General features: G+C 71.7%; 19 protein-coding genes and 1 pseudogene. 9 read left to right on the forward strand and 11 right to left on the reverse strand.

What is annotated here, in order from left to right; all coding sequences use genetic code 11:
* Nucleotides 1-141: 141 nt before the first annotated feature.
* The 5 genes from rbsD to FGW31_RS22355 all read right to left on the reverse strand — a co-directional run bounded on the left by rbsD (nt 142) and on the right by FGW31_RS22355 (nt 6157).
* The gene (rbsD, locus tag FGW31_RS22335) at nt 142-531 is read right to left on the reverse strand and encodes a D-ribose pyranase (RefSeq protein WP_142195250.1); all 390 of its coding nucleotides are present in this window, start codon (nt 529-531) and stop codon (nt 142-144) included.
* Nucleotides 528-1517 carry a ribokinase gene (locus FGW31_RS22340; protein ID WP_142195251.1) on the reverse strand — a complete coding sequence of 330 codons (990 nt, stop codon included), beginning with the start codon at nt 1515-1517 and terminating at the stop codon, nt 528-530. Before FGW31_RS22340 ends, rbsD begins: the two co-directional genes overlap by 4 nt.
* 80 nt (nt 1518-1597) lie before the next feature.
* Nucleotides 1598-3553, reverse strand: coding sequence for an ABC transporter permease/substrate-binding protein (locus FGW31_RS22345; protein WP_142195252.1), 1956 nt, complete (start codon nt 3551-3553; stop codon nt 1598-1600).
* Nucleotides 3543-5132 (reverse strand): sugar ABC transporter ATP-binding protein, encoded by a 1590-nt coding sequence (locus FGW31_RS22350; RefSeq protein WP_142195253.1) that lies wholly within the window; start codon nt 5130-5132, stop codon nt 3543-3545. The genes FGW31_RS22345 and FGW31_RS22350 overlap by 11 nt, the downstream gene beginning before the upstream one ends.
* Nucleotides 5129-6157, reverse strand: coding sequence for a LacI family DNA-binding transcriptional regulator (locus FGW31_RS22355; RefSeq protein ID WP_142195254.1), 1029 nt, complete (start codon nt 6155-6157; stop codon nt 5129-5131). Before FGW31_RS22355 ends, FGW31_RS22350 begins: the two co-directional genes overlap by 4 nt.
* 225 nt (nt 6158-6382) lie before the next feature.
* Between FGW31_RS22355 and recD2 the strand changes: the two genes are divergently transcribed.
* Together recD2 and FGW31_RS22365 are read left to right on the forward strand one after the other, a co-directional pair.
* On the forward strand, nt 6383-8662 hold the full coding sequence (gene recD2, locus FGW31_RS22360; protein ID WP_142195255.1) for an SF1B family DNA helicase RecD2: 2280 nt from the start codon (nt 6383-6385) through the stop codon (nt 8660-8662).
* Nucleotides 8663-8881: 219 nt separating this feature from the next.
* A complete protein-coding gene (locus FGW31_RS22365; RefSeq protein ID WP_142195256.1) occupies nt 8882-10171 on the forward strand; it encodes a citrate synthase in 1290 nt (429 codons plus the stop codon).
* 620 nt (nt 10172-10791) lie between these two features.
* Here FGW31_RS22365 and FGW31_RS22370 read toward each other — a convergent pair.
* The gene (locus tag FGW31_RS22370) at nt 10792-13092 is read right to left on the reverse strand and encodes a heavy metal translocating P-type ATPase (protein ID WP_142195257.1); all 2301 of its coding nucleotides are present in this window, start codon (nt 13090-13092) and stop codon (nt 10792-10794) included.
* Nucleotides 13093-13194: 102 nt separating this feature from the next.
* Nucleotides 13195-13434, reverse strand: a complete 240-nt coding sequence (locus FGW31_RS22375; RefSeq protein ID WP_142195258.1) for a heavy-metal-associated domain-containing protein — start codon at nt 13432-13434, stop codon at nt 13195-13197.
* A gap of 215 nt (nt 13435-13649) precedes the next feature.
* On the opposite strand from FGW31_RS22375, the gene FGW31_RS22380 reads away from it, so the two are divergent.
* Nucleotides 13650-14693 (forward strand): zinc-dependent alcohol dehydrogenase family protein, encoded by a 1044-nt coding sequence (locus FGW31_RS22380; RefSeq protein ID WP_142195318.1) that lies wholly within the window; start codon nt 13650-13652, stop codon nt 14691-14693.
* 20 nt (nt 14694-14713) lie between these two features.
* Here FGW31_RS22380 and FGW31_RS22385 read toward each other — a convergent pair whose 3' ends face one another.
* Nucleotides 14714-14914: a helix-turn-helix transcriptional regulator gene (locus FGW31_RS22385; RefSeq protein ID WP_142195259.1), complete on the reverse strand. Its 201-nt coding sequence runs from the start codon at nt 14912-14914 to the stop codon at nt 14714-14716.
* Between the two features lie 401 nt (nt 14915-15315).
* On the opposite strand from FGW31_RS22385, the gene iolC reads away from it, so the two are divergent.
* The 4 genes and pseudogenes from iolC to FGW31_RS22405 all read left to right on the forward strand — a co-directional run bounded on the left by iolC (nt 15316) and on the right by FGW31_RS22405 (nt 19853).
* Nucleotides 15316-16266, forward strand: coding sequence for a 5-dehydro-2-deoxygluconokinase (gene iolC / locus FGW31_RS22390; RefSeq protein ID WP_142195319.1), 951 nt, complete (start codon nt 15316-15318; stop codon nt 16264-16266).
* Between the two features lie 121 nt (nt 16267-16387).
* A pseudogene (locus FGW31_RS22395) lies at nt 16388-16474 on the forward strand (5-deoxy-glucuronate isomerase); the annotation flags it as partial.
* 221 nt (nt 16475-16695) lie between these two features.
* Entirely contained in the window at nt 16696-18198 is a 1503-nt protein-coding gene (gene mmsA / locus FGW31_RS22400) for a CoA-acylating methylmalonate-semialdehyde dehydrogenase (RefSeq protein ID WP_142195260.1), read from the forward strand.
* Between the two features lie 254 nt (nt 18199-18452).
* A complete protein-coding gene (locus tag FGW31_RS22405) occupies nt 18453-19853 on the forward strand; it encodes an APC family permease (RefSeq protein ID WP_142195261.1) in 1401 nt (466 codons plus the stop codon).
* A 24-nt stretch (nt 19854-19877) separates the two neighbouring features.
* Here FGW31_RS22405 and FGW31_RS22410 read toward each other — a convergent pair whose 3' ends face one another.
* The 3 genes from FGW31_RS22410 to FGW31_RS22420 are packed head-to-tail and all read right to left on the reverse strand — an operon-like array spanning nt 19878 to nt 20562.
* Nucleotides 19878-20135 carry a hypothetical protein gene (locus FGW31_RS22410; RefSeq protein ID WP_142195262.1) on the reverse strand — a complete coding sequence of 86 codons (258 nt, stop codon included), beginning with the start codon at nt 20133-20135 and terminating at the stop codon, nt 19878-19880.
* A complete protein-coding gene (locus FGW31_RS22415; protein ID WP_142195263.1) occupies nt 20132-20332 on the reverse strand; it encodes a hypothetical protein in 201 nt (66 codons plus the stop codon). Before FGW31_RS22415 ends, FGW31_RS22410 begins: the two co-directional genes overlap by 4 nt.
* Entirely contained in the window at nt 20329-20562 is a 234-nt protein-coding gene (locus FGW31_RS22420) for a hypothetical protein (RefSeq protein ID WP_142195264.1), read from the reverse strand. The genes FGW31_RS22415 and FGW31_RS22420 overlap by 4 nt, the downstream gene beginning before the upstream one ends.
* 129 nt (nt 20563-20691) lie before the next feature.
* Here FGW31_RS22420 and FGW31_RS22425 point away from each other — a divergent pair, with 129 nt between their 5' ends.
* On the forward strand, nt 20692-21519 hold the full coding sequence (locus tag FGW31_RS22425) for a helix-turn-helix domain-containing protein (protein ID WP_142195265.1): 828 nt from the start codon (nt 20692-20694) through the stop codon (nt 21517-21519).
* Nucleotides 21516-21716 carry a DUF397 domain-containing protein gene (locus FGW31_RS22430; RefSeq protein WP_142195266.1) on the forward strand — a complete coding sequence of 67 codons (201 nt, stop codon included), beginning with the start codon at nt 21516-21518 and terminating at the stop codon, nt 21714-21716. Before FGW31_RS22425 ends, FGW31_RS22430 begins: the two co-directional genes overlap by 4 nt.
* The last annotated feature ends 101 nt before the right edge of the window (nt 21717-21817 follow it).

A 21817-nucleotide genomic window follows, 5' to 3' on the forward strand; every position in this document is an offset into this window, starting at 1 on the left:
GTTCTGACGGGGGAGGGAATCGAGGGGGCCCGGTCGACGGACCGGGCCCCCTCGACGTGCGCACCGCCGGCCGACGGGCCCTCGATCCCGTACGGCCGGCTCGATGCCGTACGGTCGGCTCGATGCCGTACGGCCGGCGCCTCAGAAGAACACGCCGCAGCGCAGCAGCACGTTCGCGTACGGTCGTGCCTCACCGGTGCGCACGACCAGCCGCGCGCCGGCGCTCAGCTCCTTCAGCCGCTCGTGCGGCACCAGTTCGAGCCCCGGGAAGCGTTCCGCCAGCAGTGCGGCCGCCGCCGGATTGGCCTCCCGCACCTCGCTCGCCGCCGTCGCACCCTCGACCACCAGCTCCGCCAGCAGCCCGTCGACGACCTCGGCGAAGGACGGCACCCCGGCCCGGAACGCCAGGTCCACCACGCGCGGCCCGTCCGGTATCGGCATCCCGGCGTCGCACACCAGCACCCCGTCGCCGTGCCCGAGTTCGGCCAGCGCCCCGGCGAGGTGCCGGTTCAGTATCCCGTGCCTCTTCACCGGCCGCCGCCCTCCGCACCCGCCCCGGACGCGGCGTTCGCACCCGTCCCGGACGCGGCGGCCTCGCCGGCACCCGCGCCGGGCAGGGCCGCGACCTCCGCCGCCGTCGGGAACGACACCTGTGCGCCCTGCCGGGTGACGGTCGCCGCGCCGACCCGGGCCGCGTACGCCGCCGCCTCGGCAAGCGGCTCGCCCGCGCCCAGCCGCCAGGCCAGCGCGGCCGTGAACGCGTCACCCGCGCCGGTGGTGTCCACCGCGCGCACCGCGACGGACGGAACCCGCGTCACCCCGTCCGAGGACGCCACCAGCGCGCCCTCGCCGCCCAGCGTCACCACCACCGAGCGCGGGCCCTTCGCCAGCAGCAGCCGCGCCCAGTCCTCCGGCTCGTCGCTCACCGCGGCACCGTCACCGAGGACGACCTTCGCCTCGTGCTCGTTGACGATCAGCGGGTCGCAGGCCGCCAGTACCTGCGCGGGCAGCGGGCGCGGCGGGGACGGGTTCAGTACGAACCGGCTGCCCGGCGCCAGGTTGCGCACCACTTCCTCCACCGTCTCCAACGGGATCTCCAGCTGCGCGGAGACCACCCGGGAGGCGTGGAAGAGACTCGCCGCCGCCCGCACGTCCGCCGGCGTCAGCCGCCCGTTGGCGCCCGGTGACACCACGATGCTGTTGTCGCCGGACGGGTCCACCGTGATCAGCGCGACCCCGGTCGGCGCGCCGCCCACCAGCACGCCCACCGTGTCCACACCGGCCGCCCGCTGCGAGTCCAGCAGCAGCCGCCCGTGACCGTCGTCGCCGACCCGGGCCAGCAACGCCGTACGGGCACCGAGCCGGGCGGCCGCGACCGCCTGGTTCGCGCCCTTGCCGCCCGGGTGGACGGCCAGGTCCGAGCCGAGCACCGTCTCCCCGGCGCCCGGCCGGCGCTCGACCCCGATCACCAGGTCGGCGTTGGCGGATCCCACGACCAGGAGGTCGTAGTCGTTCATGAAGTGGCTCCCCACATGGTCGTGCGGGGGGGGGGGGGGGGTTCCCCTGCCCCCCCCGCCCCGGGTCCTTCTCGCCGGTGTCAGCCGCCGAAGCCGGCCACGTTCTCCTTCGTGACCACCTTCACCGGCACCTTCACCGTCTCGCTGACCTTCTTGCCCTCGGCCGCGCGCAGCGCGTTGTCCACCGCGATCCTGCCGAGTTCCCTCGGCTGCTGCGCGACGGACGCGTACAGCGTGCCCGCCTCGACCGCCTTGAGCCCGTCCGGCGTGCCGTCGAACCCGACGACCTGCACCGACTTCCCGGCCTTCGCGCCGAGCGCCTTGACCGCGCCGAGCGCCATCTCGTCGTTCTCGGCGAACACGCCGTCGATGTCCGGGTGGGCCTGGAGCAGGTTCGTCATCACGTCGAGGCCCTTGGTGCGGTCGAAGTCCGCGGGCTGCTTGGCGACGACCTCGATGCCCGGGTAGTCCTTCAGGCCCTCGGCGAAGCCCGCGCCGCGCTCCCGGCTGGCGGAGGTTCCGGCCTGCCCCTGGAGGATCACGATGGTGCCCTTGCCGCCCAGCTTCTCGGCGAGCGCCTTCGCGCCCTGCCGGCCGCCGGCGACGTTGTCGGAGGCGACCAGCGCGTCCGTCTCGGCCTTGTTGACGCCCCGGTCGACGGCTACGACAGGAATGTCCGCGGTGTTGGCGGAGCGCACCGACGGGCCGGCCGCGTCCGAGTCCACCGGGTTGACGACGATCGCGCCGAGGCCGCCGCTGGTGAAGTTCTGCAGCTGGTTGGCCTGCTGGGAGGCGTCGTTCTGCGCGTCGGTGACCGTCAGGTCGACGCCGCGCCGCTTCGCCTCCGCCTCGGCGCCGGCCCGGATCTGCACGAAGAACGGGTTGTTCAGCGTCGACAGGGACAGCCCGATCCGCTGGTTCTTCGCCGTCGAACCGCCATTGTGCAGGAACGACATGGCGCCGACGACCGCCGCCGCGACCACCGCGGCCAGGACGTACGTCGCCGCCTGCTTCCCGCGGTTCCCGCCGCCGGAGGCACCGGCCGCCACCGGCGTGGCGCCCGCCTTGCGGCGCAGCGTGTCGAAGAGCACCGCCAGCGCGATCACGACACCGATGACGACCTGCTGCCAGAACGCCGACACCGACAGCAGGTTGAGGCCGTTGCGCAGCACCGCCAGGATCAGCGCGCCGATCAGGGTGCCCGACGCCTTGCCGGTGCCGCCCGCCAGCGAGGCGCCGCCGATGACGACGGCGGCGATCGCGTCCAGCTCGTAGCCCTGCGCGGCCTGCGGCTGCGCGGAGGACAGCCGGGCGGCGAGCACGATGCCCGCGGCGGCGGCGAACAGGCCGGACAGCGCGTAGATGACGAGCTTCTGCCGCTTCACCCGCAGCCCGGACAGCCGGGCCGCCTCCTCGTTGCCGCCGATCGCGTACATGGAGCGGCCGATGTACGTCCGGCCCAGCACGAACGCCGTGAGCAGCCCCATCACGACCATCACCAGCACCGGCACCGGCAGCCAGCCGCCGAGCGTGTCACCGAGGTGCGAGACGGAGTCCGGGAAGGCGATCGGGGAGCCCTGCGAGATCACCAGGGACAGTCCGCGCGCCACCGACAGCATGGCCAGCGTCGCGATGAACGACGGCAGTTTCCCGTACGACACGAGGAAGCCGTTGACCAGGCCGCAGACGATGCCGGTGACGACGGCGAGGAGCACCGCGAGCACCACCGGGACGCCCTGCGAGGTGGCGCTCCAGGCCAGCACGGTCGCCGACAGCGCGGCGACCGAGCCGACCGACAGGTCGATGCCCGCGGAGACGATCACGAAGGTGACGCCGAAGGCGAGGATCGCGGTCACGGCCGCCTGGACGCCGACGTTGAGCAGGTTGTCGGCGGTGAGGAAGTCTCCGGACAGCGCCGACATGGCGATGACCAGGACGATGAGCGCGGTCAGCGCCCCGTTGTCGAGGAGCAGGCGGCGCAGGCCGCCCGAGGCGCCACCCGCGCCCGTCGGGCTCTTGAGCGTGTCAGCGGCCACGGGGGGCCTCCTTACCGGTGGTGTCGTCGGTGTCGTTGCTGTCGTCTGTGGTGTGCGTGGTGTGCGTGGTGTCCATGGTGTGCGTGCCGGTCGGGGTGCCGACGGCGAGCGCCATCACGGCGTCCTGCGTGGCCCGTTCGGCGGGCAGTTCACCGGCGATCCGGCCCTGCGCCATCACCAGCACCCGGTCGCTCATGCCGAGCACCTCGGGCAGGTCGCTGGAGATCATCAGGACGGCGGCGCCCTGCGCGGTCAGCTCGTTGACGAGCTGGTAGATCTCGACCTTGGCGCCCACGTCGATGCCGCGCGTCGGCTCGTCGAGGATGAGCACCCGGGTGTTCGCCAGCAGCCACTTGCCGATGACGACCTTCTGCTGGTTGCCGCCGGACAGGGTCCGCACATGCTGCCCGAGGCCCGCCATCCGCACGCCGAGCTGTTCGGCGATCCGCGCGGCCGCCGCGTGCTGCCCCTTGAGGTCGACGAGGCCGGCGCGGGTGGCGGACCGCAGGGTGACCAGCCCGAGGTTCTCCGCGACGGAGGCGTCGAGGACCAGGCCCTGCCCCTTGCGGTCCTCGGGTACGAGCCCGAGCCCGGCCGCCATGGCCGCCCCCACGTCATGGCCGGGCAGCACGGTGCCGTCGACGGTCACGGCGCCCTTGTCGTACGGGTCGGCGCCGAACACCGCGCGGGCCACCTCGGTGCGTCCGGCACCGACCAGCCCGGCGATGCCGACGACCTCACCGGCGCGCACCTCGAAGCTCACGTCGTGGAAGACGCCGTCGCGGGTGAGCCCTTCGACGCGCAGCAGGGCCGCGCCGGTCCCGGGACGCTCACGCGGGTACTGCTGCTCGATGGACCGGCCCACCATGAGCCGCACCAGCTCGTCCTCGGGTGTGGACGCCGGGACCTGCCCGACGCTCCTGCCGTCCCGGATGACGGTGACGCGGTCGCCGAGGGCGGCGATCTCCTCCAGGTGGTGGGTGATGAAGACGACGCCGACGCCGTCCTCGCGCAGCCGCCGCACGATGGCGAACAGCTTCTCGACCTCCTCGGAGGTCAGCACGGCGGTCGGCTCGTCCATGATGAGCACCCGCGCGTCCAGGCTGAGCGCCTTGGCGATCTCCACCATCTGCAGCCGCGCCACGCCGAGTTCACGCACCCGCGCGCGGGGCGACACGTTCACGCCGACCCGCTTCAGCAGCACCTCGGCGTCCGCCTCCATCCGCTTCCGGTCGATCATGCCGAAGCGGCGCGGCTGCCGCCCCAGGAAGATGTTCTCGGCGACGGTCAGGTCGGGGACGAGGTTGAACTCCTGGTAGATGGTGGCGATTCCGAGCCGCTCGGAGTCCTGCGCGTCCTGGATGCGCACCTCCCGGCCACCGGCCAGGATCCGGCCCGCGTCGGGCGTGTGGGCGCCGGAGAGCATCTTGATCAGCGTGCTCTTGCCGGCGCCGTTCTCGCCGAGGAGCACGTGCACCTCGCCGCGGCGCAGGTCGAAGTCGACGCCGTCGAGGGCGACCACGCCCGGGAAGGTCTTGCGGATGCCCTCGATGCGCAGCAACTCGTCCGGGTTGCTCACGACGTACTCCTTCGTACGGGGGACGGGGACGGTGCCGGCTCGCCGCACGAGCGGCGCACCACGAGCCGGGCGGGAAGGGTGACGGACTCGCCGGGCCGGCCCTCGATGCGGTCGACCAGCGCGCGTACGGCGGCCCGGCCGAGCGCGCCCGTGGGCTGCGCGATCGCGGTGACCGGCGGGTCGGTGTGCACGAACCAGGGGATGTCGTCGAACGCGGCCAGCGCGATGTCGTCGGGCACCCGCAGCCCGCGGGCGCGGAGGGCGTCCAGCGCGCCGAGCGCCATCAGGTTGTCGGCGGCGAAGACGACCTCGGGCGGCTCGGCCAGGTCGAGGAAGCCCTCGGTGACCCGGCGCCCGCTGTCGGCCTGGAAGTCGCCCTGCCCGATGTAGGCGTCGGGCACTTCCAGGCCGTGCGCGCGCAGCGCCGCGCGGAAGGCGTCGACGCGTTCGCGGCCGGTGGTGGTCGCCGCCGGGCCCGCGATGATGGCGAGCCGGCGGTGCCCGAGCCGGTACAGGTGCGCCACCAGGTCCCGTACGGCCGTCTGCCCGTCCGAGCGGACCACCGGCACGTCCACGCCGGGGATCCACCGGTCGACGAACACCATCGGCGTGCCCGCGCGGGCGGCGTCCAGCATGCGCGGGGAGCCGCCGTCGGTGGGGGAGAGGAGCAGCCCGTCGATACGGCGGTCCAGCAGCGTCGTCACATGGTGGTCCTGGAGTTCGGGCCGCTCGTCGGCGTTGCCGATGATCACGCTGTAGCCGAGCGCGCGGGCCTCCTCCTCGACGGAGCGGGCCAGTTCGGTGAAGTACGGGTTCATCACGTCGCTGATGACCAGGCCGAGGGTGCGGGTCTGGTCGGTGCGCAGCGACCGGGCGACGGCGTTGGGGCGGTAGCCCAGGGCCTCGACGGCGGCCAGTACGCGCCGGCGGGCGGCCGGGCTGACCGAGGGGTGGCCGTTGAGGGCGCGCGACACCGTGGCGACGGACAGGCCCGCCTCGGCAGCGACGTCCTTGATGCTCGCCATCGCCGCTCCACCTCCTTGTGGAATCGATTACACGGAGGATTGGAAACGATTACACGAGGCGGGCGCAAGGGGGTTTCGAGTGGCCGATATTGAATCGTGACCGGTGGGGCCGGAGTGGCCGTGGGCCGGCGGGGTGGACGCCGGGGCCGCCCGTGCCCCGCCCGGCGCCCGCACCCCGTCCAGCGGCCCGCACCCACTGTCACTCCCCGCCGGTACCGTCGGATCATGACCAACACGTCGGCACCCTCCACCGGCGAACGCCGGCTCGCCGTGCTCGAGGGCGTCCTGGAGCGGATCACGTACGCCAACGAGGAGAACGGCTACACGGTCGCCCGCGTCGACACCGGCAGAGGTGCCGGCGATCTCCTCACGGTCGTCGGCGCGCTGCTCGGCGCCCAGGTGGGCGAGTCCCTGCGCATGGAGGGTCGCTGGGGTTCGCACCCGCAGTACGGCAAGCAGTTCCACGTGGAGAACTACACGACCGTCCTGCCGGCCACCGTGCAGGGCATCCGCCGCTACCTCGGATCCGGCCTGGTCAAAGGCATCGGCCCGGTCTTCGCCGACCGCATCACCCAGCACTTCGGGCTGGACACGCTCCAGATCATCGAGGAGGAGCCGAAGCGGCTGATCGAGGTCCCCGGACTCGGCCCCAAGCGGACGAAGAAGATCGCCGACGCCTGGGAGGAACAGAAGGCGATCAAGGAGGTCATGCTGTTCCTCCAGACCGTCGAGGTGTCGACCTCCATCGCGGTCCGCATCTACAAGAAGTACGGCGACGCCTCCATCTCCGTGGTGAAGAACCAGCCCTACCGGCTGGCCGCCGACGTGTGGGGCATCGGCTTCCTCACCGCCGACAAGATCGCCCAGTCCGTCGGCATCCCGCACGACAGCCCGGAACGCGTCAAGGCCGGCCTGCAGTACGCGCTGTCACAGGCCACCGACCAGGGGCACTGCTACCTCCCCGAGGAGAAGCTGATCGCCGACGCGGTGAAACTGCTCCAGGTCGACACCGGCCTGGTCATCGAGTGCCTCGCCGAACTCGCCGCCGAGCCGGAGGAGGGCGAGGACCCCGGAGTCGTACGGGAAAAGGTCCCCGACCCGGAGGGCGGCGACCCCGTCACCGCCGTCTACCTCGTCCCCTTCCACCGCGCCGAAACCGCCCTCGCCGCCCAACTGCTGCGCCTCCTGCGCACCGACCAGGACCGGATGCCGGCCTTCCGGGACGTGGTCTGGGACAAGGCGCTCGGCTGGCTGAAGCAGCGCACGGGCACGGACCTCGCGCCCGAGCAGGAAGCGGCCGTCAAACTGGCGCTGACCGAGAAGGTCGCCGTCCTCACCGGCGGACCCGGATGCGGCAAGTCCTTCACGGTCCGCTCGATCGTGGAACTCGCCCGCGCCAAGAAGGCCAAGGTCGTCCTCGCCGCGCCGACCGGACGTGCCGCCAAGCGCCTCGCCGAGCTGACCGGCGCCGAGGCGTCCACCGTGCACCGGCTGCTCGAACTGAAACCCGGCGGTGACGCCGCCTACGACCGGGACCGCCCGCTGGACGCCGACCTGGTCGTGGTGGACGAGGCGTCCATGCTGGACCTGCTCCTCGCGAACAAGCTGGTCAAAGCCGTACCGCCGGGCGCCCACCTGCTCTTCGTCGGCGACGTCGACCAGCTGCCCAGCGTCGGCGCGGGCGAGGTGCTCAGGGACCTGCTGGCCGACGGCAGCCCCGTGCCCGCCGTCCGCCTCACCCGGGTGTTCCGGCAGGCCCAGCAGTCCGGCGTCGTCACCAACGCCCACCGCATCAACGCCGGACAGCATCCCGTCACCGACGGCATGAAGGACTTCTTCCTGTTCGTCGAGGACGACACCGAGGAAGCCGGCCGGCTCACCGTGGACGTGGCGGCCCGGCGCATCCCGGCCAAGTTCGGCCTCGACCCGCGCCGTGACGTACAGGTCCTGGCACCCATGCACCGCGGCCCGGCCGGCGCGGGCACCCTGAACGGACTGCTCCAGCAGGCCGTCACCCCGGGCAGGCCCGACCTCGCGGAAAAGCGATTCGGCGGCCGCGTCTTCCGTGTCGGCGACAAGGTGACCCAGATCCGCAACAACTACGACAAGGGGGAGAACGGGGTCTTCAACGGCACCGTGGGCGTGGTCACCTCCCTCGACCCCGTCGACCAGCGGCTCACCGTGCTGACCGACGAGGACGAGGAAGTGACGTACGACTTCGACGAACTGGACGAACTGGCGCACGCCTACGCCGTGACCATCCACCGCTCCCAGGGCAGCGAATACCCGGCGGTCGTCATCCCCGTGACCACCGGCGCCTGGATGATGCTCCAGCGCAACCTCCTCTACACGGCGGTCACCCGGGCCAAGCGGCTGGTCGTCCTCGTCGGCTCCCGCAAGGCCATCGGACAGGCGGTGCGCACCGTCTCGGCCGGCCGCCGCTGCACGGCCCTGGACTTCCGCCTCGCCGGATCCCGCCTCTCCACGGCCCCGGCCGCACGGTGAGGCGCCCGTCACCCAAAAATGATCGATCAAATGAGTCGTGAAGGTCACAGAGCCCTTCCGGATGGGGAACACAGGGGGCAGGATGGGCTAGTTGACGGCACTGAGTGCCGCCAATAGGCCCGATGGGCGACCCCGAGTGCACTCACCTGAGCCGAGTGGGGGATGGTAGAGACAGTCAGGGCACCTCGAAGATGAGGCACAACGTCGGTGAGGGAAGACGTGAGCGACAACTCTGTAGTACTGCGGTACGACGGCAGCGAGTACACCTACCCGGTGATCGACAGCACCGTCGGCGACAAGGGCTTCGACATCGGAAAGCTCCGCGCCCAGACCGGTCTGGTGACGCTGGACAGCGGCTACGGCAACACCGCCGCCTATAAATCCGCGATCACCTATCTCGACGGCGAGGCCGGCATCCTCCGGTACCGCGGCTACCCGATCGAGCAGCTGGCCGAGCGCTCCACCTTCCTGGAGGTCGCCTACCTGCTGATCAACGGCGAGCTGCCGACCGTCGACCAGCTGGCCGGGTTCAAGGACGAGATCACGCAGCACACCCTGCTACACGAGGACGTCAAGAACTTCTACAAGGGCTTCCCGCGCGACGCGCACCCGATGGCCATGCTGTCGTCGGTGGTCTCCGCGCTGTCGACGTTCTACCAGGACAGCCACAACCCGTTCGACGAGCGGCAGCGCAACCTCTCCACGATCCGGCTGCTCGCCAAGCTCCCGACGATCGCGGCCTACGCGTACAAGAAGTCGATCGGCCACCCGTTCGTCTACCCGCGCAACGACCTCGGCTACGTCGAGAACTTCCTGCGCATGACGTTCTCCGTCCCGGCGCAGGAGTACGAGCTCGACCCGGTCGTCGTCTCCGCGCTGGACAAGCTGCTCATCCTGCACGCCGACCACGAGCAGAACTGCTCGACCTCCACGGTCCGCCTGGTCGGCTCCTCGCAGGCGAACATGTTCGCCTCGATCTCCGCCGGCATCAACGCCCTGTGGGGCCCGCTGCACGGCGGCGCCAACCAGTCCGTGCTGGAGATGCTGGAAGGCATCCGCGACTCCGGCGGCGACGTCGACTCCTTCATCCGCAAGGTGAAGAACAAGGAGGACGGCGTCCGCCTGATGGGCTTCGGCCACCGGGTCTACAAGAACTTCGACCCGCGCGCCAAGATCATCAAGGCTGCCGCGCACGACGTGCTGTCCGCCCTCGGCAAGTCCGACGAGCTGCTGGACATCGCGCTGAAGCTGGAGGAGCACGCGCTCTCCGACGACTACTTCGTCTCGCGCAGCCTCTACCCGAACGTCGACTTCTACACCGGCCTGATCTACCGGGCCATGGGCTTCCCGACCGAGATGTTCACGGTCCTGTTCGCCCTCGGCCGGCTGCCGGGCTGGATCGCCCAGTGGCACGAGATGATCAAGGAGCCGGGCTCCCGCATCGGCCGCCCGCGCCAGATCTACACGGGCATCGTCGAGCGCGACTTCGTCCCGGTCGAGGAGCGCTGACGGCCGCTCCGAGCCGCGACACCGGGCCCCGTACGCGCAGGTCGTGTACGGGGCCTTCCGGATGTCCAGCCGTTGTGACGGCGGCTGAGTCCCGACTGACGGCAACGGAAAAGGCGCCCTGGCGCCGGTCCCCCCACGGGCCGACGAGCCAGGGCGCCTTCCCATGTCCCGGTGCGGATTCCCCCCACGGGATCCGGCCGGGCGCTTGTGAGGACAGCGCCTGAATCGCTGTAGGGCGCGGACGGAACTCCGCCGCACCCGTCGGTATGCGATCTGCCGGGACAGCGCACGTTCGGGAGGGCCGCTCAAAGCTTCCCGCTGGTACGTGCCCCGGCAACGCAATCTCTGGGAAAAGTCCCCCAAGACATCTCCCAGATGTCAGGAAGCGCCCCCCAAGACGCTGCCCGACATCGCCAACTTAGACCTTCGAACCCCTTCGATGGTTACGTTCGGATCACTGTGATCTGCGTCTCTTGCATATGACCCTTTGGTGCGCAAGAGCCCGCAAACCTCTCAACGGGACTCAAGCGTAAGGATGATGCGCGAGCCTTGTGAAGAGCTTATGTGAGTGGCGTACCGGACTCCAGGGGTACGCCCCAACTCCACGCCAACTCGAGACCTCAGCGAAACGCCCGCAGCCGCAGGCTGTTCGTCACCACGAACACCGATGAGAAGGCCATCGCCGCACCGGCGATCATCGGGTTCAGCAGGCCCGCCGCGGCCAGCGGCAGCGCGGCGACGTTGTAGCCGAAGGCCCACACCAGGTTGCCCTTGATCGTGGCGAGGGTCCTGCGGGACAGCCGGATCGCGTCCGCCGCCACCCGCAGATCGCCGCGCACCAGCGTCAGGTCGCCGGCCTCGATCGCCGCGTCCGTGCCGGTGCCCATGGCGAGACCCAGATCAGCGACGGCCAGCGCGGCCGCGTCGTTGACGCCGTCGCCGACCATGGCGACGCTGCGCCCCTCGGCCTGGAGCCGCCGTACGACGTCGGCCTTGTCCTCGGGCAGCACCTCGGCGATCACCTTCTCGATGCCCACGGTCCGCGCGACCGCCTCGGCCACGGTCCGGTTGTCGCCGGTCAGCAGCACCGGGGTGAGCCCCAGGGCGCGCAGCCCGCGCACCGCCTCGGCGCTGGTCTCCTTCACCGCGTCGGCGACGGCCAGCACACCGTGCGCCGTCCCGTCCCAGCCCGCCACGACGGCCGTGTGCCCGGCGCGTTCGGCCTCCTCCTTGGCGCGGGCCAGCTCCGGCGGCAGCTCCTCGAAGAGCCGCCCGACGGCCACCTCGTGCCCGTCCACGCGTCCGCGCACGCCCCGGCCGGGAACGTTCTCGAAGTGCTCGGCGAGCGGCAGCGTCCCGGCGCGTTCCTCGGCGCCCGCGGCGACCGCCCGGGCCACCGGGTGCTCGGAGGCGTGCTCCAGGGCGCCCGCGAGCCGCAGCAGCTGCCGCTCGTCGGTGCCCTCGGCGACGTGCACCGCCTGGAGGGTCATCCGTCCGGTGGTGACGGTGCCGGTCTTGTCGAGGACGACGGTGTCGACGCGGCGCGTGGACTCCAGGACCTCGGGGCCCTTGATGAGGATGCCGAGCTGCGCGCCGCGGCCGGTGCCGACCATCAGCGCGGTCGGGGTGGCCAGGCCGAGGGCGCAGGGGCAGGCGATGATCAGTACGGCGACGGCCGCGGTGAACGCGGCGACGGTGTCGCCCGTCGAGCCGAGCCACATCCCGAAGGTGCCGACCGCGATCAGCAGCACCACGGGGACGAAGACCGCGGAGATGCGGTCGGCCAGCCGCTGCACCTGCGCCTTGCCGTTCTGCGCGTCCTCCACCAGCTTCGCCATGCGGGCGAGCTGCGTGTCGGCGCCGACCCGGGTGGCCTCGACGACCAGCCGGCCGCCCGCGTTGACGGTGGCGCCGGTGACGGCGTCGCCGACACCGACGTCCACCGGCACGGACTCGCCGGTCAGCATGGAGGCGTCCACGGCGGAGGAGCCCTCCACCACCGTGCCGTCGGTGGCGATCTTCTCCCCGGGCCGTACGACGAACCGGTCGCCCACGGCCAGCTGATCCGCCGGGATGCGCACCTCGCGCCCGCCCACCCGTCTCCCGCCACCGCCCTCGGCCGAGAGCGCTTCGCGCTCGCCCTCCTCGTACCGCAGGACGGTGACGTCCTTGGCGCCCAGTTCCATCAGCGCCCGCAGGGCCGCTCCCGCGCGGCGCTTGGAGCGGGCCTCCAGATAGCGGCCGAGCAGGATGAACGCGGTGACGCCGGCGGCGACCTCCAGGTAGATGGTGGAGGCGCCGTCGGTCCGCGAGACGGTGAGTTCGAAGGGATGCCGCATGCCGGGCATGCCCGCGTCGCCCAGGAACAGCGCCCACACCGACCAGCCGAACGCGGCGAGGGTGCCGACGGAGACCAGGGTGTCCATGGTGGCCGCGCCGTGCCGCAGATTGGTCCAGGCGGCCCGGTGGAAGGGCGCGGCGCCCCACACCACGACGGGCGCGGCGAGGGTGAGCGAGAGCCACTGCCAGTTGTCGAACTGCAGCGGCGGGACCATCGCGAGGAGGACGACCGGGAGGGCGAGGAGCACGGAGACGGACAGGCGCCGGCGCAGCGCGGCCAGTTCCGGGTCGGTCTCCGTCGCGGCGGGCGTCTCCTCGCGCGGAGGTGCGGGCTCCTCGGCGGTGTAGCCGGTGCGGACGACGGTGTCGATCAGGTCGGCGACCTCGACGCCCGGCGGGTAGGTGATCCGGGCCTTCTCGGTGGCGTAGTTCACCGTGGCGGTGACGCCGTCCATGCGGTTGAGCTTCTTCTCGACGCGGGCCGCGCAGGAGGCGCAGGTCATCCCGCCGATGAGCAGCTCGACCTCCGAGGCCGCCGGCTCGGCGGAGGTCGGTGCCTCGGCGGTGGTGGTGCTGGTCATGTCCGTAACTCCAGGGGCGTCCGGGCTGCGGGTGGGCGGGTGGCGTGCCGGGCCGCGGGGGACGGGTGGCCGCTGCGGCCCGGTTCACGCGCGTGCGGTGGCTCAGGCGGTGCCGGTCAGCTCGAAGCCGGCCTCGTCGACGGCGGCGCGGACGGCGGCCTCGTCCAGCGGGGCCGCGGAGACCACGGTCACCTCGCCGGACGACGCGACCGCCGTCACCGAGCTGACACCGGGGAGCTGCGAGATCTCGGCGGAGACGGAGCCCTCGCAGTGGCCGCAGCTCATCCCGCTCACCTTGTAGACGGTGGTGACGGAGCCCTGGGTGTCGGTCTGGGAGGTCATGTGGTTACTCCTCGTCGGGACGTGTCGGTGTGCAGGTGGGTCGTGCGGGGCCCGAGGGACCCTCCACACTACGAAGACTATACCCCTAGGGGGTATAAATCCACGACGGGTGCGCGGGGAGCGGGAGGAGTGCGGGAGGAGGGCGCTCGAGACCGGGGCCGGGCCCGGGGATAGCGTTTCGCCGGAGGCGATGACCACGGAAGGCGGTGCCCGCGATGCGTGCGGTGGTGTTCGAGCGGTACGGGGAACCGGCCGAGGTGCGCGAGGTCACGGACCCGGAGCCCGCGCCGCACGGAGTCGTGGTCCGTGTCGAGGCCACCGGCCTGTGCCGCAGCGACTGGCACGGCTGGCAGGGCCACGACCCCGACATCGCGCTCCCGCACGTCCCGGGGCACGAACTCGCCGGGGTCGTCGAGGCGGTCGGCGACCGGGTCACCGGGTGGCGGGCCGGGGACCGGGTCACCGTCCCGTTCGTCTGCGCCTGCGGCCGCTGCCCCGCCTGCGCGGCCGGTGACCAGCAGGTGTGCGAGCGCCAGACCCAGCCCGGCTTCACCCACTGGGGCTCCTTCGCCCAGTACGTGGCGCTGGACCACGCGGACGTGAACCTGGTCGCCGTCCCCGAGGAGATGTCCTTCGCGACGGCCGCCTCGCTCGGCTGCCGGTTCGCCACGGCCTACCGCGCGGTGGTGCAGCAGGGCCGGGTGGCGGCGGGGGAGTGGGTCGCGGTGCACGGCTGCGGCGGCGTGGGCCTGTCCGCGGTGATGATCGCGGCGGCCTCGGGCGCCCGGGTCGTCGCCGTCGACGTGTCGCCGCGGGCCCTGGAACTGGCGCGCGCGTTCGGCGCGGCGGAGTGCGTGGACGCGGCGGCCGCACCGGACACGGCCGGGGCGGTCCGCGACCTCACCGGCGGCGGCGCCCACCTGTCCCTGGACGCCCTCGGTTCACCCGCCACCTGCGCCGCCTCCGTCAACGGGCTGCGCCGCCGCGGCCGTCACGTCCAGGTCGGCCTGCTGCCCTCCGAGACCGGCACCACCCCGGTCCCCATGGCCCGCGCCATCGCCCTGGAGCTGGAGATCCTCGGCAGCCACGGCATGGCCGCGTACACCTACCCGCCGATGCTGGAACTGGTCCGCGCGGGCGTGCTCCGTCCCGACCTGCTGGTGACCTCCACCATCGGTCTGGACGCGGTGCCGTCCGCCCTCGCGGCCATGGGCACGGCCGCGGGGGCGGGCGTGACGGTCATCGAGCCCTGGAGCTGAGCCCGCGCGTCACCCGGCGGTCAGCCGTTGCCCCGGCCGCGGTTTCCCGGGCGGGCGGCCACCCAGGCCCGGACGGTGTCGGCGTACCAGTACGGCTTGCCGCCCTCCACGTGGTCGGGCGGCGGCAGCAGGCCGTGCTTGCGGTACGAACGCACGGTGTCCGGCTGCACCTTGATGTGTGCCGCGATGTCCTTGTAGGACCACAGTCGTCGGTCGGTCATGGAGTGCACCTCCCCGCGCGCACCGCGGCGGCGGCCGGGGCGGCCGTCAGGGGGAGCCGGGGTGCCGCGCTGGCGATCGCCAGGAGTCGTGCCCGGTGAACGACGCCGGCCGGCGGCGGGTCAGGGGCTGTCCGCCGGGTGTGACGGAAGGTCCGCGCACGCGTGACGGTTGTGACAGTACGCGGGCATTTGTGACAGGAGTGACGCACGGCCGCGCACCGGCTCACCGGCGCGGCGCATTGACCCGCCCGTCCCGGTCCGTCACGGATCCTCGGAAGCCGCCGATCAGGTTCTCGTCCGAATGTCCGGACAAAACATTGACAGGGCTTCCCGTGCGGGGCTAGAAACCGGGGAGAGGCGCACAGCGCCGCCAGCCGTACGCGTCGTACGAAGGGACCGTGATGGCCTACGACCTGATCACCATGGGGCGGATCGGAGTGGACCTCTATCCGCTCCAGACGGGCGTACCGCTGCCGCAGGTCACGTCGTTCGGCAAGTTCCTCGGCGGCTCCGCCACCAACGTCGCGGTGGCCGCGGCCCGCCTCGGACGCCGGACCGCGGTGATCACCCGCACCGGTGACGACCCCTTCGGCACCTATCTGCACGAGGCCCTGCGCGGCTTCGGCGTCGACGACCGCTGGGTCACCGCCGTCCCGGGCCTGCCCACTCCGGTCACCTTCTGCGAGGTCTTCCCGCCGGACGACTTCCCGCTGTACTTCTACCGCCGGCCGAAGGCCCCCGACCTGGAGATCGACGCCCACGACCTCGACCTGGACGCCATCGGCGAGGCGAGCGTCTTCTGGGTCACCGGCACCGGACTGAGCGAGGAGCCCAGCCGCACCGCGACCCTCGCCGCGCTGGCCCACCGCGCCAAATGCGGCACCACGGTCTTCGACCTCGACTGGCGCCCCATGTTCTGGACCGACCCCGACGCGGCCAGGCCGTTCTACCGCGAGGCGCTGCGCCACACCACGGTCGCCGTCGGCAACCTGGACGAGGTCGAGGTCGCCACCGGCGAGCGCGACCCGCACACCGCCGCCCGCGCCCTGCTCGCCGCCGGTGTCGAGACCGCGGTCGTCAAGCAGGGGCCGAAGGGCGTGCTGGCCGTGGACCGCGAGGGCCGGTCGGCGCAGGTTCCGCCGCTGCCGGTGAACGTGCTCAACGGGCTCGGTGCCGGTGACGCCTTCGGCGGTTCCCTGTGCCACGGTCTGCTGGCCGGCTGGGACCTGGAGAAGACGATGCGGTACGCCAACGCCGCCGGCGCCATCGTCGCCTCCCGCCTGGAGTGCTCCTCCGCGATGCCCACCCCGGACGAGATCGACGCCGCGCTCGCCGCGGGGGCCGTGACATGAGCGTCCGCGCGGCGCCGCGGTGAGGACGCCCGCGATGACCCGTACGCGCCGCACCGCGCCCGCCGCCGGCGCCGCACCGCACGTCCACCGGGGCGCCCCCGCCGGGCCCCCGCCACCGAACGCCTCCGGCGCGGGAGACCGCTTCGCTTTGGCAGGAGCGAAGTGCGAGCGACGACTCCCCGCCCGCCTCGGCCCCGCGCCGGAGGTTTCGCCGCTGCCCCGTGCGGCCACGCGGAGACCGGCGGGGTCCCATGTGTCCACTCGGGGACCGAAACGGCCGACATTGTGTCGGGCCCGTCCGACGGCCCGGTCCTGGTGTGATGTGTCCGTGGCCGCCGCCGCGGCGCACCCGCCCGCGGCCGGCGCGCAGGAGCTGTACGAACGGCACGTCTCCACCCGACGCCGCCATCTGTGAAGGAGTTCTCGGTCATGACGAAGATCGTCAACCACTGGATCGGCGGCAAGACCGCCGAAGGCGCCTCGGGAACCTACGGGCCGGTGACGAACCCGGCGACCGGCGAGGTCACCACCAAGGTCGCGTTCGCCTCCGTGGAGGAGGTGGACGCCGCGGTCGCCGTCGCCAAGGAGGCGTTCCTGAGCTGGGGCCAGTCCTCGCTGGCCACCCGCACCTCGATCCTGTTCAGGTTCCGTGCGCTGCTCGACGCGCACCGCGACGAGATCGCCGAGCTGATCACCGCCGAGCACGGCAAGGTGCACTCCGACGCGCTCGGCGAGGTGGCGCGCGGCCTGGAGATCGTCGACCTGGCCTGCGGGATCAGCGTGCAGCTGAAGGGCGAGCTGTCCACGCAGGTCGCCAGCCGCGTCGACGTGGCGTCCATCCGTCAGCCGCTGGGCGTCGTCGCCGGCATCACGCCGTTCAACTTCCCGGCGATGGTGCCGATGTGGATGTTCCCGCTGGCCATCGCCTGCGGCAACACGTTCGTGCTGAAGCCGTCCGAGAAGGACCCGTCGGCCTCGGTCCGTCTCGCCGAGCTGCTGGCCGAGGCCGGGCTGCCGGACGGCGTGTTCAACGTCGTGCACGGCGACAAGGTGGCCGTCGACCGCCTGCTGGAGCACCCCGACGTCAAGGCCGTCTCCTTCGTCGGCTCCACCCCGATCGCCCGCTACATCCACACCACCGCCTCCGCCAACGGCAAGCGCGTCCAGGCCCTCGGCGGCGCCAAGAACCACATGCTGGTCCTGCCCGACGCCGACCTCGACGCGGCGGCCGACGCCGCCGTCTCCGCGGCCTACGGCTCGGCGGGCGAGCGCTGCATGGCGATCTCCGCGGTGGTCGCCGTCGGCGCGATCGGCGACGAGCTGGTGGAGAAGATCCGCGAGCGCGCCGAGAAGATCAAGATCGGTCCGGGTGACGACCCGACGTCCGAGATGGGCCCGCTGATCACCAAGGCCCACCGCGACAAGGTCGCCTCCTACGTGGCCGGCGCGGCGGACGAGGGCGCCGAGGTCGTCCTGGACGGCACCGGCTACACCGTCGACGGCCACGAGGACGGCCACTGGATCGGCATTTCGCTCCTCGACAGGGTGCCGACGTCGGCCAAGGCCTACCAGGACGAGATCTTCGGCCCCGTCCTGTGCGTCCTGCGCACCGAGACGTACGAGGAGGCCCTGGAGATCGTCAACTCCTCGCCGTTCGGCAACGGCACCGCGATCTTCACCCGGGACGGCGGCGCGGCCCGCCGCTTCCAGCTGGAGGTCGAGGCCGGCATGGTCGGCGTGAACGTCCCGATCCCGGTCCCCGTCGGCTACCACAGCTTCGGCGGCTGGAAGGACTCCCTCTTCGGCGACCACCACATCTACGGCAACGACGGCACGCACTTCTACACCCGCGGCAAGGTCGTCACCACCCGCTGGCCCGACCCGGCCGACGCCCCCACCGGTGTCGACCTGGGCTTCCCGCGCAACCACTGAGCCGCCCGCCCGGGGCAGCTCCGGGGCCGTCCGTCATGCGGACGGCCCCATTTTTTTGCGCCCGCGCCCTGCGGTTCCCGCACGTGCCGGATCGGCGGTACTGACGGGCCTGTTACTGCCGTAAACGACACTCCAAGACGGCTCTTCCTACTGATTCCGCAGTCAAACACCCATTGACGCCTCGGTTTTCGTCGGTGTTCGATGCTGCGCAATCCCTGCGCCATCTGCTGCACGAGTCGATCGGATACCGCCGTATGACCGACACGCTCCGCCCTGCCGAGACCGCCGTCACCGACGCGGCCCCGGACAGCCCCCAGAAGCTCAAGCGCTCCATCGGGGTCGTCGGCGGCACCCTGCTCACCCTCTCGTGCGTCACCCCCGCGTCCACCCTGTTCGTGGTCGTCCCCGACCTGTTCGGCTCGCTCGGCACCGCCACCGCCCTCACCATCGCCATCGGCTCGCTGCTCTGCGTGGCGGTGGCGTTCTGCTACTCCGAACTCGGCACCCTGATCCCCAGCGCCGGCGGCGAGTACGCGATGGTCTCCACGCTCGCCGGACGGCTCGCTGGCTGGCTGGTGTTCGTACTGTCCCTGCTGGTGGTGATGATCGTCCCGCCGGTGATCGCGATGGGCACCGCCGACTACCTCGAACCGGTGCTGCACCTCGACGCCTCGACCGCCGGCGCCGCCGTGATGCTGCTGGCCACCCTGGCCGGCCTGCTCGACCTGCGCGCCAACGCCTGGATCACCGGCGTCTTCCTGGTCCTGGAGGTCATCGCGGCGGCCGTGGTGGCGGTGCTGGGCTTCGCCCACGCCGAGCGCGGCCCGGGCAGCCTCGCCGCCATGGAGGTCGCCGGCGCCGACGGCCGCCCGGACACCGTGACCGCCCTGCTGGTCGTCTCCGGCCTCGCCATCGCCCTGTTCATCACCCAGGGCTTCTCCACGGCCGTCTACCTTTCCGAGGAACTGGAGAACCCGCGTCGCACCGTCGCCCGCACCGTGCTGGCCACCCTCGCCATCTCCACCGTGATCATCCTGGTGCCGGTCGTCGCCATCACCCTGGGCGCCTCCGACCTCGCCGAACTGACCGGCGGCGACATCGGCTCGATGGTCACCGCCTGGTCCAACTCCGCCGTCGGCACTTTCGTCAGCCTCTGCGTGGCCCTCGCCATCATCAACGCCGGCATCGTCATGGTGATCCAGAACTCGCGCGTCCTGTTCGCCTCCGCCCGCGACAAGGCCTGGCCCGAGCCGGTCAACACCGTCTTCTCCAAGCTCGGCCGCTTCGGCTCCCCCTGGGTCGCCACCCTCGCCGTCGGCGTCCCCGGCGCCGCCCTGTGCTACGTCAACCTCGACACCCTGTACGGCGTGACCGGCGTCTCCGTCACCGGCATGTACCTGCTCGTCGCCGTCGCCGCGCTGCTCTCCCGGCGCGGCGCCCACCGCCACACCCGCGCCTGGCGCATGCCGCTGTGGCCCGCCGTACCCGCCCTGCTGATCGTCGTCCTCGGCTACATCCTGACCCAGCAGGAGTCCGTCCACCTCCTGTGGACCGGCGGCATCACCGCCGCCGCCACCCTCTACTGGGCCCTCTACCTCCGCCCGCGCCGCACCACCCGCTGGCTCGTGACGCTGCCGGAGGACGCCCGGTCGTGAGCGTCCCACCGGGCGGACGCCACGTCACGGGACGGAGGTTCCGCCAGGGACCGGACGCAACCGCTCCGGAGGTACGGTCCACTCCCGGCCGCCGCCCACCGGACGCACGAAGGCGGTCGGGCGTGGACGCTGGTCGCCCTGCCACGGCGGCACGTACGCGGTGACGTCCTGAAGGACGCCCACACGCCCGGACTCGGGGTCCTCGACCAGCGTGCCGCGCGGAATGTCCTCCGTGCCGCGCGGCGCGGCGAGCCAGTTCCCGTCCGCCTCCCGCCCGCTCACCGCAGCCCCTCCCGGTGCCTGCTCCAGAGGTTGCGTTCGCGGAGCCGCTCGCTCATCTCCCGCGAGCGGGGACGGTCGTCCGCCGCACACGGGTCCCGGTCCTCCACCTCGTGCGCCAGGCCGTGCCGCAAGGACGCCAACACCCGCAGCATCAACCGCCGTTCCTCGGCCGTGAGCGGTTCCCTCTCCTCGTTCACCGGGCCGTCCCGGCGTCCCGCAGAACAGCCGCCAGCCTGCGTGCGGTCTCCAGGTTGCACCGCCCGAGGTCGATGAGCGGCACCGCATGACACGCCGCGACCGTCGGAACGTCCAGCCCCAGCGACGGCAGCAGGACCCCGACGCCGGACATCGCCACCGCCAACTCCTCCCGCACGGCCTCCGCCTGCCGAATTCCGTCCATCACCACTTCGAGTTCCTCATCCGTCATCTGCCTGCTCCAGCGATCCGTCACGTGCTGCACTCGAAGCGTCACGCCGAGCAGGCGACATGACCAGGGCCGACGCGTTGCCGTCCCGCACGGCAGCGGACGCGGTACGACGGTGGAGGGGAAGGACCGATGGACGGACAGCCGGCACGGCAGGACACCGAGGACTCCGCGCGCAGCGCACTCGGCAGCACCCTGCGCTACCTCCGCGAGAAGGCGGGCAAGTCCCTGAGCCAACTCGCCGAGGACACCAACTACGACAAGAGCTACCTGTACCGCCTGGAAGCCGGCGAACGCATCTCCAAGCGCCCGGTCATGGAGGACCTCGACACGTACTACGAAACCGGCGACCTGCTGGTGCGTCTGTGGAAACTGGCGCGGATGGAGGTGTTCAAGGACCAGTACAAGGCGTTCATGCGGCTCGAGTCCACGGCCACGGTGATGCACATGTACACGCCGGTCATCCCAGGATTGCTCCAGACCGAGGGGTTCGCACGCGTGCTGTTGTCCCTCTGGCCGACACAGATCGACGAGGAGGAACTGGAGGAGCAAGTCGTTGCCCGAATGGGGCGGCAGGAACTGCTGCACCGCAAACCCCGGCCGACCGTCCGGGCGATCATCGATGAGGCCGCACTACGCCGTGCGCCGGCAGATGCCAAGGTTTGGGAAGAACAATTGACCCACCTCATCTTCTCGGCAGCACAACCATCGATCACGGTCCAGGTGCTGCCGTTCAGCGTGGGAGTGCAGCCAGTTCCCGACGGAGCGCTCTCGTTGTTGTGGCAGCCGGACGGAAGCGCCGTCGCCTACCTGGAAGGCAGTGCATCGGGCGAACTGCTCGAAGAACCGGACGACTTCCTCAAGTACCGCTTGGCCTACGATCGGATCCGAGACATGGCGCTGACGCCGCTGGAATCGGTGACGTTCATCGAGCGCATCCTGGAGGAATACCGATCATGAATCGCACTCCCGATCTCAGCACCCTGAGGTGGCGCAAGTCCAGCTACAGCGATGGAGGACAGAACAACTGCGTCGAGGTCGCCGAAGGCCTCCCCGGTGTTGTCCCCGTCCGCGACAGCAAGACCCCGCACGGCCCCGTCCTCCGCTTCCCCGCCACCGCCTGGACGGCGTTCCTCCGCGACGTCAAGGACCAGTAGACGCACGGTCTGACTTGCCGTGGCTGGATCCCACTTGCCCCGTTGCCCGCACCATGGCTGCCCCGGAAGATGGTCTTGGGCCCTTCTGTCCGTGACGAGGG

The sequence above is a fragment of the Streptomyces calvus genome (assembly GCF_006782915.1).
In the GTDB taxonomy this organism is placed as follows: Bacteria; Actinomycetota; Actinomycetes; order Streptomycetales; family Streptomycetaceae; genus Streptomyces; species Streptomyces calvus.